This window comes from Blastopirellula marina (assembly GCF_002967715.1).
Classification (GTDB): Bacteria; Planctomycetota; Planctomycetia; order Pirellulales; family Pirellulaceae; genus Bremerella; species Bremerella marina_B.
This window is the reverse complement of the sequence record NZ_PUIA01000074.1, coordinates 131,053-144,771: the sequence shown is the minus strand read 5'-3', so window position 1 is coordinate 144,771 and position 13,719 is coordinate 131,053. Positions and strand designations below refer to the sequence as shown.

Annotated in this window: 11 protein-coding genes; 10 read left to right on the top strand and 1 reads right to left on the bottom strand. The window is 53.9% G+C overall.

The window, feature by feature from the left end; all coding sequences use genetic code 11:
• The first annotated feature begins 98 nt into the window (after window positions 1-98).
• Together wbaP and C5Y96_RS23020 are read left to right on the top strand one after the other, a co-directional pair.
• A complete protein-coding gene (wbaP, locus tag C5Y96_RS23025; protein ID WP_105358345.1) occupies window positions 99-1,556 on the top strand; it encodes an undecaprenyl-phosphate galactose phosphotransferase WbaP in 1,458 nt (485 codons plus the stop codon).
• Between the two features lie 53 nt (window positions 1,557-1,609).
• Window positions 1,610-2,716: a GNAT family N-acetyltransferase gene (locus C5Y96_RS23020; protein WP_105358344.1), complete on the top strand. Its 1,107-nt coding sequence runs from the start codon at window positions 1,610-1,612 to the stop codon at window positions 2,714-2,716.
• A 4-nt stretch (window positions 2,717-2,720) separates the two neighbouring features.
• Here the strand turns inward: C5Y96_RS23020 and C5Y96_RS23015 are convergent, their stop codons facing one another.
• Complete coding sequence (locus C5Y96_RS23015) at window positions 2,721-3,788, bottom strand: glycosyltransferase family 2 protein (RefSeq protein WP_158261377.1); 1,068 nt, start codon at window positions 3,786-3,788, stop codon at window positions 2,721-2,723.
• 267 nt (window positions 3,789-4,055) lie between these two features.
• Here C5Y96_RS23015 and C5Y96_RS23010 point away from each other — a divergent pair, with 267 nt between their 5' ends.
• The 8 genes from C5Y96_RS23010 (at window position 4,056) to C5Y96_RS22975 (ending at window position 13,668) form a co-directional block, all read left to right on the top strand.
• Complete coding sequence (locus tag C5Y96_RS23010; RefSeq protein WP_105358342.1) at window positions 4,056-5,498, top strand: GumC family protein; 1,443 nt, start codon at window positions 4,056-4,058, stop codon at window positions 5,496-5,498.
• A 10-nt stretch (window positions 5,499-5,508) separates the two neighbouring features.
• Window positions 5,509-7,011 (top strand): O-antigen ligase family protein, encoded by a 1,503-nt coding sequence (locus C5Y96_RS23005; protein WP_105358341.1) that lies wholly within the window; start codon window positions 5,509-5,511, stop codon window positions 7,009-7,011.
• 83 nt (window positions 7,012-7,094) lie between these two features.
• Window positions 7,095-7,988, top strand: coding sequence for an NAD(P)-dependent oxidoreductase (locus tag C5Y96_RS23000; protein ID WP_146115777.1), 894 nt, complete (start codon window positions 7,095-7,097; stop codon window positions 7,986-7,988).
• A 63-nt stretch (window positions 7,989-8,051) separates the two neighbouring features.
• Entirely contained in the window at window positions 8,052-8,843 is a 792-nt protein-coding gene (locus C5Y96_RS22995) for a methyltransferase (RefSeq protein ID WP_105358337.1), read from the top strand.
• An 8-nt stretch (window positions 8,844-8,851) separates the two neighbouring features.
• The gene (locus tag C5Y96_RS22990) at window positions 8,852-9,946 is read left to right on the top strand and encodes a hypothetical protein (protein WP_146115776.1); all 1,095 of its coding nucleotides are present in this window, start codon (window positions 8,852-8,854) and stop codon (window positions 9,944-9,946) included.
• Window positions 9,946-11,172, top strand: a complete 1,227-nt coding sequence (locus C5Y96_RS22985) for a hypothetical protein (RefSeq protein WP_105358333.1) — start codon at window positions 9,946-9,948, stop codon at window positions 11,170-11,172. The genes C5Y96_RS22990 and C5Y96_RS22985 overlap by 1 nt, the downstream gene beginning before the upstream one ends.
• Window positions 11,173-11,194: 22 nt before the next feature.
• Entirely contained in the window at window positions 11,195-12,643 is a 1,449-nt protein-coding gene (locus C5Y96_RS22980; protein WP_105358331.1) for an HTTM domain-containing protein, read from the top strand.
• 41 nt (window positions 12,644-12,684) lie between these two features.
• Window positions 12,685-13,668 carry a polysaccharide deacetylase family protein gene (locus C5Y96_RS22975; RefSeq protein WP_158261376.1) on the top strand — a complete coding sequence of 328 codons (984 nt, stop codon included), beginning with the start codon at window positions 12,685-12,687 and terminating at the stop codon, window positions 13,666-13,668.
• Window positions 13,669-13,719: the final 51 nt, after the last annotated feature.

Below are 13,719 nucleotides of genomic sequence, written 5' to 3'. Positions count from 1 at the left end.
GTCGGAAAAATTCTGATTTACAAGGCATCGTGCCTGAAAAACGATGAGATGTGAGTGTTTTTTCACCCATCACCTTGTATGTAGTCTGCAGATAGATCGTGTCGATCGTTGTCACCCCCCAAGACCAGGATTTCGAGCTTCGCGCATCCCGTCGAAGCAGGTCAGAATTCCTGCAGACATTGCTGACCGTCGTGCCCATGATGCTCGCCGATGGGGTGAGCATCGTCATCACCATGGCGTTTGCGCAAGTTCTTTTAGCACTTGTATTTACCGACGTCCACTACGCGTTAACCCGGCAACTCCTGCCCCTTCTGGCGATTGCGGCGGTCACCTATACCATCGGTGGCGCGTATCGCATTTGCGGACTGCACCCGAGCCAAGAATTGCGGCGGATCACTTTGCTCGACAATACGGCGCTGCTGCTACTACTCTTGGCGAATCTTCTGTTCAGCGAATCGAGTACACCCTACGAACTTTCCTTGGTCTGCCTGACCCTGGTCCTGCTCAATTTGATTCATCCCGGTGTTCGTCTGGTAAGTCGAACCCTGCTCAGCACTCAGCCTTGGTGGGGATGGTCGGTTGTTGTGGTGGGGCATCGCGAACATGCCCAGCGAGTCTTAAAACACATCCAAAAGAATGCTGAACTGGCCATGCGCCCGGTCAAGCTTCTCACTTCCGAGGAATTCAGTACTGCTTCGACAACTCCGGAAAAAGAGCAGCTCGCACGTGATACCGTCGCCCAAAGCCACGCCAGCATCGTGGTGATGGCCGTCGAGAATGCCGATCCAACCTCTTACTGCAGCGATATCGACTTTTGGTCGACACAGTCCAAAGACGTCATAATCGTCCCGGCGAACTTCCAATGGCCTACACTTTGGACCGAGGCACGCGACATTGGCGGCATCATGGGACTGCATGCCCGAGCCAAGCTTCTCTCGCACTGGAGACTTCTTTCAAAGCGAATCCTCGATATCGGCCTCATCCTGTTGTTTTCGCCCGTATTGCTTCCCATTTTCCTGTTGATTGCCGCGCTCGTTCGACTGAACTCGGCGGGACCGATCTTCTTTGGCCATAAGCGGATTGGTCGGTCAGGCCGTACATTTACCGCCTGGAAATTTCGCAGCATGGTACCCAATGCGAACGAGGCGTTAGAGAAGTACCTAAACGATCATCCCGAGCTCCGCGTAGAGTGGGAGCGTGACCATAAGCTGAAGGATGACCCCCGAATCATCCCAGGGATAGGGAATATTATCCGCAAATTCAGTCTGGATGAGCTTCCCCAACTGTGGAATGTGCTCCGCGGAGACATGAGCCTGGTGGGGCCACGCCCTATCGTCGACTCCGAAATTGAGAAGTACTGCGACGTATTTCCGCTCTATCTCAAAGTGACACCCGGAATAACAGGTCTTTGGCAGGTATCCGGCAGAAACAATACAACCTACCAAGAACGCATAACACTCGACGCGTTCTATGTGCGAAATTGGTCTCCGTGGCTAGACTTATATATACTAGCGAGGACAATAAAGACTGTACTTCTACGCGAAGGCGCTTATTAGCCTCCTTTGCATAGAGATCTATTGTATGCACACATTTACAAGGTTTCTATTAGATGGGTGCAGCATCCCTCATTGTCCAGCCGAGAATGACCTCCCACGTGCAGCCCATCGTACTGACACCTGGTCAACTGACTTTCGAGCAAATAGCTGCTTGGAAGGATATTCTTGCCACGGACAGCTCGCTCCAATCACCTTTCTATTTCCCTGAATACACGCAGGCGGTCGGCAGTGTACGAGACGACGTGTACGTCGCTGTCATTGAAGAAGACGATACTCCCGTTGCGTTCTTTCCGTACCAACGTGGTTCTGCAGGCCTCGGGCTGCCGGTGGGTGGCAAGCTTAACGACTTCCAAGGAATCATCGGTACCATCCCAGACACCCTGTCGATCCAATCGATCTTAAAGGAGTGCGGACTCTATAGCTGGGCATACGATCATCTGCCCGACACGCAAACCGACTTGATGCACTCCTGTTCTCGTGTGTCAGCCTCGCCGTATATCGACTTCTCCGACGGCTGGAAGGCATACCAAGACAACCGCGCCCAAGCCCACTCATCGATCATTCGCGAAACCAAGCGGAAGGAACGCAAGCTAGCGCGAGACGTGGGCAGCGTCCGATTTGCTTTTCAGTCAGAAGACGACCAGGTCTTTGAACAATTGCTTGAGTGGAAGTCTGCCCAGCGTCGCAATACAAATACATTCGATGTCCTACAGATGGACTGGGCTCGCAAAGTTCTCGAGAACCTGCGTACCGTCCAGACCGATCAATTCCGCGGCTGTCTCTCGGCCATGTACGCTGGAGACAAACTGATTGCGGCACACTTCGGACTGATATCCAACACCGTAATGCACCTTTGGTTCCCAGCCTATAACGTTGACTTTTCCAGCTATTCACCGGGGGTATGCCTGATGTTGAATATGCTGGAAGAGGCAGACGCACGTGGAATCACACGTTTCGACCTCGGCAAAGGGGACGAACGTTTCAAGCAACGCCTTTCGAATGGAGCTACGAACGTTTGCCAGGGAGCCATCACCTCAAGTACCTTCGCGAATTACTGCAATAGCTTTTACGGCATGGCCCGCGATGGCGTCAAGCAGTTGCCATTCCGGGGCCTTCTCAGAAGCTCCAAGCGTTGGTTCGACACCTGGATGTACCGCTAGCTGGTTAAGTGATTCGGTTCGAGTTCCAGATGTCGACGCGACGTCCAACGAAGAACTGATACCAGCCACTCAATGCCGAGAAATTCGCCATACAGAAGAAGTAGGGCACAGCCATAATCTTCGCGATTTTATTGCGGAAGATGGGCGTATTGCGAAGCAGAATTCCGACCAGGGCCAGCGAGTAAAATACTAACTGCAGGCCGAGAAGTACTTGATAAATGAGCCCCTGACCGACGCAAGCGACGTTCAACACAAGGATTACCGGCAGCAGAAAGATAACACTCCAGCGAAGCAACTTATGCGAAGCCAATTGGAAGGAGTAAAACCCATAGACAAAGGGATTTAACAGGGCTTTCATTACCCAGAGCCCCCGAATACCACGGGCAATGATCCGCGATTTACGGCGGAATTCGGCCTTATCCGAAGCGGCAACTTCTTCATAGGCAATCGCCTCTGGCTCGAACACCAGGCGATACCCTTTCGCGACGACGCGTGTTGAAATCAGGAAGTCATCGCAGACGCCAGAAGGAACGGGCTCGAACAATTCGCGACGAACGGCATGGATGGCCCCGGTGGAAGAAGTCACACTACCGGAGCGTGACTGCATTCGCTTGAGGAATCGGTCGAAATTCCAAAACAGCCGCTCTCCGAGGCTACCAGCATTGCCCTTATCTTTGGTATAGACCTGGTCGCCGGCAACACCACCAACAGTAGGGTCAGAGAAGCAAGCGGCGATCGCTTGTAGCGAATGGGGATCGTACATGCTGTTGGCGTCTGAAAACACAAGAATATCGCCTTGTGCTTGCGCAACGGTTTCATTCAGCGTGCCGATCTTGCCTTGTCGCTGGCATGCGACAAGACGCACTCCGCGGTCTTGAAACTCGGCGACGATTTCGTTCGTGCGATCGTCGGAACCGTCTGATCCTACAAGGAGTTCTAGCTTCTCACGCGGATATTGCTGCGTAATCGCGTTTTGCAGTTTGTCCGCAATTACGTCCTGTTCGTTGTGCGCAATGATCACCAGGGTCATGCTTGGCGTGGCTGCTGACTTACGGATTGGACGGGCCAGCATTCCCCTCATCATGAGCAGGAGCGGGAACCCCAAATATGCGTAGACTACGACAGCCAATGTGATCCATAACGCAATGCCAATAAGTGTCATGTGAGTGTGCGCTTTGTTCGAATATTTGTGCTTATTATGTAATCCAGACTATTCACAAATGGCTCGATGGCAAGCATTCTAGAACAAGAACAAATCATAATTATTTGTTTATGCCGTGCGTGTTCTTTCTTACTCCGCGCAGCTGCTTGATCGTCATTTTTCTTGAAATCAGGTCCGATGATTCGATCCCAATCAGAAGACACCAAGACCGGTTCCGACCAAATCCGTATCTCTACGTTCCTACGTAAATGGTATTACTTCGCCATCACGATACCGGTGTGCCTGGGCCTTGGTGCGGTGCACTACTTCTTGGTGACACCTACGTACGTGGTTACGGCACGTATTTTGATTCAAGAACGAGGGCGACCACTTACGCCCCATGAAGGGAGTGCGCTCGATCAAAGCTTTCTGCCGACTCACGCCGAGATCCTGAGTAGCCCTTCGGTCATTGGTCGTGCCGTTCCTGAGATCCCTAGTGCCAAGGTAAATTCGCCCGATAAGTCTCCGATCGACAAGGTGTTGGAACGCCTGGAAGTTCGTCCTCTTGCAGGTACGAACGTACTCAGCGTCACGTACACCGATGAAAACCCCGAATGGGCTATCGATGGCCTTTCCAAGATCATCGACTCGTACCGTGACTATCTTTCCGAGCGAGAACAATCGGGCCATCAGGAAACGATTGTCTTATTGGATAAGCGCGCCGAAAAGCTCCGGCATGAGATCGCTGATCTTCAGGTGGAATACCAAGAGGTTCGTAGTCAAAGTCCACTCCTGGGGAACGACGCCGACGCTGCTTCGGTGCAACGAAACAAGCTGATGCGAGTGGGCGAAGAACTTGTCCGCACGCAGACTCAACGCATTGCTTTGGAAAACCAGCTTGAGACGCTTCTGGCCCTCAAGCCGGACCCAGCCAAGAAGAACATTCACCTGGTTGCCAAGCCTGCCATCCCAAATCAGTTCGACAATCAACGAAAGATCGTCGAGCTACTGTCTCGTTTGAACGCCGATGGCCTGTTGGCCGGGGCGCATCTGCAAACCGACTTGGATACCTTGCTGGCCGCCGAGGTCGAGTACTCGGAACTCCGCAAGAACTATGGTGACAAGCACCCTAACGTACTGGGTGTAGCGGAACGCATCAACACGATTGAACACCGCCTGAATGACATTGCAGACTCCGCCCCGGAACTCGTCCGCCAAGAGACTTCGGCCCTCAAACGCCGCGAGACCCAGTTGTCTTCGCTGTATCAAACTGAGTTCGCGGAGGCGAAGAAGATCGACGAGTTCCTGGTCAAGCAGCAGCAAAAGCTGGACGAGATCGAGTTGGTCAAGTCGGCGCACGATACCATCGTCTTGCAGCTCAACGAACTTCGTGTTGCGGATCAAGCCGTTACCGAAGGCCGTTCGAGTGTGCTGGTGAGTGTCTTGGATGGTCCGATCCTTACCGATGAATTGCTGTGGCCTCAACCAAAGCCGTTATTTGGCATTTGTGTACTTGCCGGCTTGGCGAGTGGATTCTGCCTGGTGTTCGCATCGGAAAAGCTGAAGCACTACAACCAAACGTTCGATCCATCCAGTGCTCCACGACAGTTGCCGCTGGAATTCGAGAGAAGAACGGCCTAGCCATCCACCCATGGAAGCAAGCTCGAACAAGTCTGAAGCTCAGCACATCGCCTATCTCTGGGGCAGTTGGTTCGCCATTACTTGCCTGTGGATCTTGGCGGCGTTCCACGTGCTTTCTGGTGCCAGTCCGGTTTGGCTGGGTATTGTTGTTTTGCCGGTCGTTTTGGTCGCTGGTTATCTGAAACCGCATTTAGCGACATTTGCCTGTGTCTTTCTAATCTATTCGAACCTACCGGTTGTCGCGGCGCAATTTCATGGTCTTCCGTATGCTGTCGTAGCCATGACCCCTGCGATGCTACTGCTTCCCCTGGGTTACTTTTTATGGATCAAGGAAGAAGGGGTCATCTTCCCCTGGGAAGGGATGCTCGTGGTTGGCATGGTCGTGGTTCAGTCGTTTGGGGTGATGTTCTCGCGGGCCCCAGATGAATCGTTCACGGATCTTGTTCGATCGATCTTTGAAGGACTAGGACTCTTCTTTCTCGTGATCAACGCGATTCGCACGCCAGTAATCCTGCGAGGATCGCTTTGGGCTCTCTTGGCAACGGGTGCCTTTATGGGGGCCGTGACTGGGCATCAGTACTTCACCAATAACTACCAAAGCAACTACGGTGGCCTGGCGCAAGCAGATCAACTCGGTTTTAGCGAAGTCAATGAACGTGGTGTCTCGATCGTGCGCGCACGTTCCGCAGGCCCTGTCGGCGAAAAAAATCGCTATGCCCAGAACATGTTGATGCTTCTTCCAATTGGCGTGTGCCTGGCACTAACCGAGCGAAAGCATTGGCTTAAATATGCAGCCTGGGCCGCGACCGGCTTGACTGTCATTGGCTGGGCCGTGACGTTTTCGCGTGGTTCGGTGGTTGGGCTCGCGGGGACGATCGTGGTTGCCGTATTCCTGGGATATTTACGCCCCAGGGTTCTCGTCGCCATGGGAATTGCCGCCGTCTTGTTCGTAGCGGTGATGCCAGCCTACCGCGAGCGTATAACTTCTCTGTTGGCCGCCAGTTCACTTTTGTCGTCGACACAATCTGCCGAGGAAGCAGACGGTTCGCTACGTAGTCGGGCCACGATCATGATGGCTGCCGCAAACGTCATTGCCGAGAATCCCATTCTGGGGGTCGGCCAGGGAATGTTCCCCTACTATGCCCGCGAGTACGGCAAGAAGAGTGGCTACAGCGTACTGCAAGGAAACTGGGAGGCCCACAATCTCTACCTGGGCATCGGGGCCGACAGCGGCCTTCTTGGTCTCAGCTGCTTTCTGGCAGCCATTGGCGTCGTCATGGTTCGCCTACATCGCATTCGACGAAGGCTTCTGGAATCCAATCCAACGGCGGCGTTAATCGCCACGGCCTTTGTCTTCACCCTTTTGATCTATCTCATGTCAGGCATGTTCTTGCATTACTCGTACATCCGGTACTTCTGGCTGCTGTTCGCAATGGCAAGTGCCACCGCTACCCTTTACGCACAAAAGTCGCCATCGGTTCCGGCGAGTCGAGGGGTGTCAGAATTATTCTGATCCCATTCACATATTAACGAATCAGAATGGATAACTCACGGAAATCCGCTTCTCCCTAACCAACAACCGCTTCAGCGATCATCGTGGCAAACTCACCTATAGAAACGATCGGAATTCTGGCTCCCGGAGAAATGGGTTCCGCTTTGGCGGGCATATTTCGCCAGAATGGCTGCCGGGTCGTTACTTCAGTACACAGCCGTAGTGATCGTACAAAGCAACTTGTCGCAGAAGCAAAGATCGAGACGCTGCCGACCTTGCAAGATGTCGTTGGCCAGTCGTCGATACTTATCTCGACAACACCACCGCAATACGCTGCCGACCTGGCAATGGAAGTCGTGGGCATGACTCCCCAAGCAGGCACCCTCTACATTGATGCAAACTCCATCGCTCCCAAGACAACACAAACCATTCAGCATCTGGTGAACTCCGCTGGCATGCCGATGGCCGACATGGCCATTCGAGGACTGGCCGGCCAACTTCGTCAGCGAGGAGCAATTTATTTGAGTGGCCAGCAGGTATCGCGAGTTGAACCGCTGCTTAGCCCTATCGAGACAGAATACCTGGGAGACGAAGTCGGCTCGGCATCGCTACTGAAGATGTTGATGGGGGGGCTATCCAAAGGAATCGCGACGCTCGTCATGGAACTGGGAGTGGGTGCTGATCGAGCTGGCATTCTCGATCGCTTCCTTCAGGGGCTCGGACGATATTACCCCGATGTTTTGTCCGCGATGGATTCGGTTCTGCCAACCTACCCGTTACACGCTGGACGACGTGCTCACGAGTTACAAGAAGTGATAGCCTGCCTGGCCGACTGGGGTGTTGAAAGCCAGGTCGTGGCCGGAGGGAGTCGTCTGCTTGAAAGCTACTCGCATACGGAACTAGAGAAGTCGAGTGTTCAACTCAACGCAGCTACTGTGCATGAGAATCTCAGAGCTTTGGCTCACCAGTCATCATTCCTATCGTCATCTACAGGGTAACACTTTGTAGATTCGCTTAGCCAGCGTCCTAGAGACGTCAGCAACCGCAGAAGACCAGCAACCATGAACAAGCGTCTAAGATCCGCCGCTCTTAACCCCGGCCCGGGTTTTCGAATTCGCACCGACTTCGTCCGACTTGAAGAAATTGTCTATCGGCAACTAGGGCGTTTCGAAACGCCAGACATTTCGGACATGCTCAACCGTCTTTACGCGGTAGACTCCGAGATTCGCTCGCTGACGAGTCCTGACCATTTTCTTTGTGGCCCGGTTTGTACCGTGAAAGTCTTTCCCGGCGATAACCTGATGGTTCACAAAGTGCTTGATATCGCCAAGCCAGGTGATGTCGTTGCGATTGACGCTGGCGGTTCCCACATGAACGCGGTTTTGGGGGATATTATCTGTACCAAGGCCCGTCATCGCGGTATCCAAGGCTTTATCGTCGATGGTCTCATTCGCGATCTCCCCCAGATTCGCGAGCTCGACTTCCCGGTGTTTGCTCGAGGCGAGACGGCGATTGGCCCACTGCATCGAGGTCCTGGTGAGATCAACTACCCGATCGCACTCGGGGGTATCGTCGTGAACCCTGGGGACGTCATCGTAGCCGATGCCGCTGGTATCGTTGCCGCTCCACAAGATATTGTCGCAGAGTTGATTCGCCGTTTGAAAGTACACGAGGCCGGTTCGCGCGAGTACATCGAAGCCGTTCAACGCGGTGAGTTTTCGAATGCCTGGGTCGACGATCTACTTGCCGAGCAGAACTGCGAAATCGAGACTCCCGATCTCGCCCCTCTCTCTTCTGACTTGAAAAATGGAGCGTCCCTCGTCAATCCGATCGAAACCGAAGAGCACGCATAGGTTTCGTGATGTGGAATCATTTAGATCTTCGTGCGCGAAGTCTTTGGAACTTCGCGGCCACGAAGCTGAAAGCTAGAAGCACAGCAGCTAAGGCGATGCAGCGGCAGCGCGACGAGTTCTATACGCATGCCTGGCAGCAAGCTGCTGCGCAAATCGGAGCCTCCAGCGAGCATCTCGATGGCGGACTCATCGAGTTTGCTCGTAAAGGACGGACGACTAGAGCCTGGAAGAACTATACAACCCTCGACGACCCAGTAACGCTGCGTCTGGCAGGCAATAAGCCACTCGTATTGAGCAAATTAGAGGGTATCGCACCGGTCTCTCCGTGGAAAACTTTTAAGCTTGAGACGATCGAGTCTGCCCATGCGATGCTCGACGGCAGCCCGCATGTGGTAAAGCCAGCCCGAAACACGGGAGCCGGATCAGGCATAACAACTGGTGTTCGTACCCGCGCAGATCTCCGTCATTCCGTCGCGAACGCGGCTGCATTCGACGCGGTACTACTCATCGAAAAGCAAATCCCTGGTGCCAACTATCGCCTGCTATTCCTGAATGGCGAACTGATCGAGATCGTGCGTCGTGATCCTCCTGCCGTGGTGGGTGATGGCAAAAGTTCAGTTCGGCAGTTGGTCGCGGCCGAAAACGAGTTCCGTCGAAAGCAAGGGTGGCGTCGTGCCCAAACCATGCTTTCGATCGATAACGACATGCGGCTTACTTTGTCGGCAGTTGGCATGACATTAAGCTCCGTTCCACAGCGAGACCAAGACGTAGTGCTCAAGACCGTCATCAACGAGAACCGCGCATGTGAGAACGTGCTCGTCGAACAGATGTGCTCCGAGATCATTGCCACGTGTCGCGAATGCGTTGTTTCGCTGGGCATCCAGTTGGCAGGGGTCGATATCATCACACCCGACGCGAGTGTCCCCCTATCAGAGTCAGGCGGCGTTGTCCTGGAAGTGAATACGACTCCGGGGCTGTACCATCACTTCGATCCCGACGAGATGAAGTGTCGTGTGGCCCCAGCGATTCTTGAGGCGGCTCTGCGTCCGGCGGTTTCCCTGCCGAGAAAAGTGGTCCATGAAAAGTGGGAGGTCGCATCCTGATGTCCGCGATCCCTCCCACCGTAAGTAAGACTTTGATGCCATCGGAAGCCACATATTCAATTTCCGCGAAGCCACCGGCGATTGTCATTGGCGGGGGAGCGAATGCGTTATCCATTGCCCGCTGCCTGGGCCGCTCTGGCATTCAGGTAATGGCCCTCAATTACGAGAATTCGCCGGTTCGATATTCTCGATTCGCTCAATGGCTAAGCTTCGATGGTAAGCCGCAGGGGAAATCAACATGGCGCGACTTCCTGCTGGGTTCAGTATCGAATGACCTGCAAGGTGCGGTCCTGATTCCGGCGAGTGACGATGCGTTGGAACTGCTGATAGAGCACTACGCCCAGCTCAAACGAAAGTTTCGGCTTGATCTCTTCGTCCCCGATGCCCAGGCCTTGATGCTCAACAAGCTTCAAACTTACCAGGCAGCGGCTCGCGTCGGTGTTCCGACTCCAAAGTTCTGGCTGGTCGACTCGAAAGCATCTGTGCTTAGCCTGCAAGATCAACTCGTATTTCCACTGTTGGTAAAACCACTTTACTCTCATCGGTTTGTGGCTACTTTCGGCGTGAAATTCCTGGTTGCCGAATCGTTTGAACAATTGAACGAAGCCTGGGACAAGCTTGGCGAAGATCATGAGGTCATGCTCGTCGAAAAGATCCCCGGACCTGACAGTCAACTCTGCAGTTACTACACCTACATCGATGAAGACGGCAAACACCTCTTCCAGTTCACTAAACGCATCATCCGGCGGTTTCCGCCGGAGATGGGGGTCGCTTGCCGACATGTCACCGATCACATTCCTGAACTGGTCGAACCAGCCACCAAGCTCTTTGCAGAAGCCGGACTTCGTGGGCTTGCAAACGTCGAGTTCAAGCTCGACCCGCGAGATGGTGTCCTCAAACTGATTGAATGCAACGCACGCATCACAGCGGCAAATACGCTGCTGGATCGCTGTGGGTATAACCTGGCGTTGTTTCTCTATCAGCGTGTCGTCGAGGGAGATACTCCCCAGTTCGGCGACTATCCAGACAAAGTCTATCTATGGAATCCCGTTGACGACCTGCGTGCATTTATGCAACTGCGAAGCCGTGGCGAATTGAGTTTCTGGGATTGGATTCAAAGTATCAGCAAAATAAATGTAACCCTTCAGATCTTCCAATGGAGTGACCCGCTGCCTACGTGGATGGATACCTGGCATCGTCTTTGTCGGGTTTTGAAACGCAAATAACTTTTGGGTGGAGAGCGGTTTCATGAGTGAAGAACACCAGGCGGAACAACCGGTTGACTATGCCGGACAGTTTGCGATCTTTGCCTTCCTGATGGCATGCGGCATTCTGTTTCATCAGTCGATCCTGTCTGACTGGAATCCACTATCTCACCAGATACTGCCCTCTCTCGCGGCGCTCGTTGTGGTCTCGCGACCTAAGTCGTTGGTGGCGTTTCTGGTGATGATCGCTGCCCACTTGGCCAGCGTGATGATCGACCTTCCCTATGTGGTTAATCACTGGATTTTCGTCGGTGTCATGGACGTCGCCATCCTGCTGACGGCGGCTATCCTTTACCTTCAGCATCGGACCTCTCGATTGACAGGGGGCGATCTGCTACAGGTTCTCGCGCCCGTCATCCGTTGGTCTGTATTATGTATGTATACATTTGCCGCGCTGGCAAAGCTGAATTCCGACTTCTTTAAGCCAGAGCTAAGTGCTGCCGTTTCGCTCTATGGCGAACTATCGCACAAGCTGGGTGGGCTTCTGCCGCAAGAGACCTGGGCGTTTTATCTTGTTATCTGGGGAACGGCTGCCTTGGAGTGTTCGTTGCCGTTCCTCCTGTCGATCAGAAAGACCCGCTGGATCGGTATTGCTCTGGCATTCTCGTTCCACTTTGCCATGGGCGTATCTGGCTTTATTCCGTTCTCTGGCTTCGCAGTCGCGTTTCTGTTCCTGTTCCTGCCTGAAGACGTACCTGCACGGTTTGCTAAGCTGCGTGACGACACGCGCTGGCTAGACAAGTCCTGTATCGCGATCGAACGAGTTTTTCGCAACCCAGCGATGCCAATCACGCTCTGTCTGGCATGGTTTTTAGTCGCTTGTGCCCGATCATATGCCTGGCTTCCGCCTGATCAGGTTCGTATGGCCGTGATTCGTGTGAGCCAGTTGCTCTTCGCGTTGTATTACGGCGGCGTGGCATTCTTCGTCTGGAAGATGTATGGCCGCACGTTGTTCGATCCTGTCGATCAGCCCCGGCCTGCATCCCTTAAGCTGGCCAGTATCAGCCTGGCGATTGTGCCGCTGGTAGTGATCCTCAATGCGTTGTGCCCGTACATCGGCCTGAAGACCGAGAGTTCGTTCACGATGTACAGCAACCTTCAGACGGAAGGGAACCAGTGGAACCACCTGTTGATGCCTGAAGCAATGAAGGTCTTCCATTGGCAAGATGATCTGGTCAGCATTATCGATTCGACGTATCCTCCGTTTCAGCATGCGGCTAAAGAAGACATTCGTTTGACCTGGTTTGAGTTTCAGCGTCAGGCCAGCGAGGCCGATAGTATTGCTGTGACCTACCGCCGAGGTGATAACGTTTACGAGGTGGCTGACTCCAAAACCGACCCTGTTCTGTCACATCCCCCCGAGGCCTATTGGGGCAAGTGGATGTGGTTTCGCGAAGTCCCGCACCCTGAAAAGAACACTATCCGGCACTAGTGATGATCAAGACCGTGTTCTCACAATGCGCGCTTTCCTTGGTGAACTCCTGGGCTGGCAGCAGCCTTCTCAAAACGCTTGAGTCACGAGATAGCTGCGACAATATTCTGCGCGTGATCACCTATCACCGCGTCGATCTTCCCAGCGACAACCCGCACCTGTACCCAGGCGTGCACAGCGTAACCCCTGACCAATTCGCCACGCAGCTCGATCAACTTCAGGCATGTGCCCAGATCGTCTCTCTGGATGACGTGCTGGACGCCCTCGAAGGACGCCGCCGACTTCCGGCGAAATCAGTGTTGATCACCTTCGACGATGCGTATCAAAACTTCGAAGCGGCATGGAAACACCTCAAGTCACGTGATCTGCCGGTCGTTCTGTTCGTTCCAACCTCCTTTCCCGATCACCCAGAACGTAAGTTCTGGTGGGATCGCGTTCATTGGGCGATTCAGTCGACTCCCCAAACGCAGATCACCCTCGATGGGCAACCGCTGCTGCTGAGTGATCGAAAACACAAAGCGGACGCAGCCCGCCTGATTGCCGCCAAGGTGAAAGAGTTGCCGCACCGCGATGCCATGCCATGGATCGATACCCTGTGCGAAAACCTGCAAGAGGATGCCCGGCCAAACGAGGTCCTCACCTGGCAGCGGTTGCGTGAGTTATCTGCCGAAGGCGTCACCATGGGTGCCCATACGCACACGCACCCTCTCATGAATCAAGTCGATCTAGAAGAGGCCCGCGAAGAGGCCGTTCGTTCGCGAGACGAACTGCAAAGCCGCCTTGGTACAGAGATTCGCTCCTTCTGCTACCCAGCTGGCGGCGTCAGTGACGAAGTCGCTGCAATGTTGAAAGACGTCGGCTATACGGCTGCCTTCACCACCAAACGAGGCGTGAACAATCTAGACAACTGCGATCCGATGCGTCTCGACCGTATCAACGTTGGCGGACGCACGTCGACTAACGTCCTGCGAATGCAGTTTCTGTCGTATGCCCGAGACCTGAAACCCGCCAGGCAGCCAGCTTAGCTGCGTAGCGTAATCCACCACGAATGGCTCAGCAGTGGATCACGCGACTGT

Bases quoted from the DNA above. Each gene is read 5' to 3' on its own strand.
- C5Y96_RS23020 (WP_105358344.1), top strand. From the start codon at position 1,610: ATGGGTGCAGCATCCCTCATTGTCCAGCCGAGAATGACCTCCCACGTG.
- C5Y96_RS23015 (WP_158261377.1), bottom strand. From the start codon at position 3,788: ATGCTGGCCCGTCCAATCCGTAAGTCAGCAGCCACGCCAAGCATGACC.
- C5Y96_RS23010 (WP_105358342.1), top strand. From the start codon at position 4,056: ATGATTCGATCCCAATCAGAAGACACCAAGACCGGTTCCGACCAAATC.
- C5Y96_RS23005 (WP_105358341.1), top strand. From the start codon at position 5,509: ATGGAAGCAAGCTCGAACAAGTCTGAAGCTCAGCACATCGCCTATCTC.
- C5Y96_RS22995 (WP_105358337.1), top strand. From the start codon at position 8,052: ATGAACAAGCGTCTAAGATCCGCCGCTCTTAACCCCGGCCCGGGTTTT.
- C5Y96_RS22990 (WP_146115776.1), top strand. From the start codon at position 8,852: ATGTGGAATCATTTAGATCTTCGTGCGCGAAGTCTTTGGAACTTCGCG.
- C5Y96_RS22985 (WP_105358333.1), top strand. From the start codon at position 9,946: ATGTCCGCGATCCCTCCCACCGTAAGTAAGACTTTGATGCCATCGGAA.
- C5Y96_RS22980 (WP_105358331.1), top strand. From the start codon at position 11,195: ATGAGTGAAGAACACCAGGCGGAACAACCGGTTGACTATGCCGGACAG.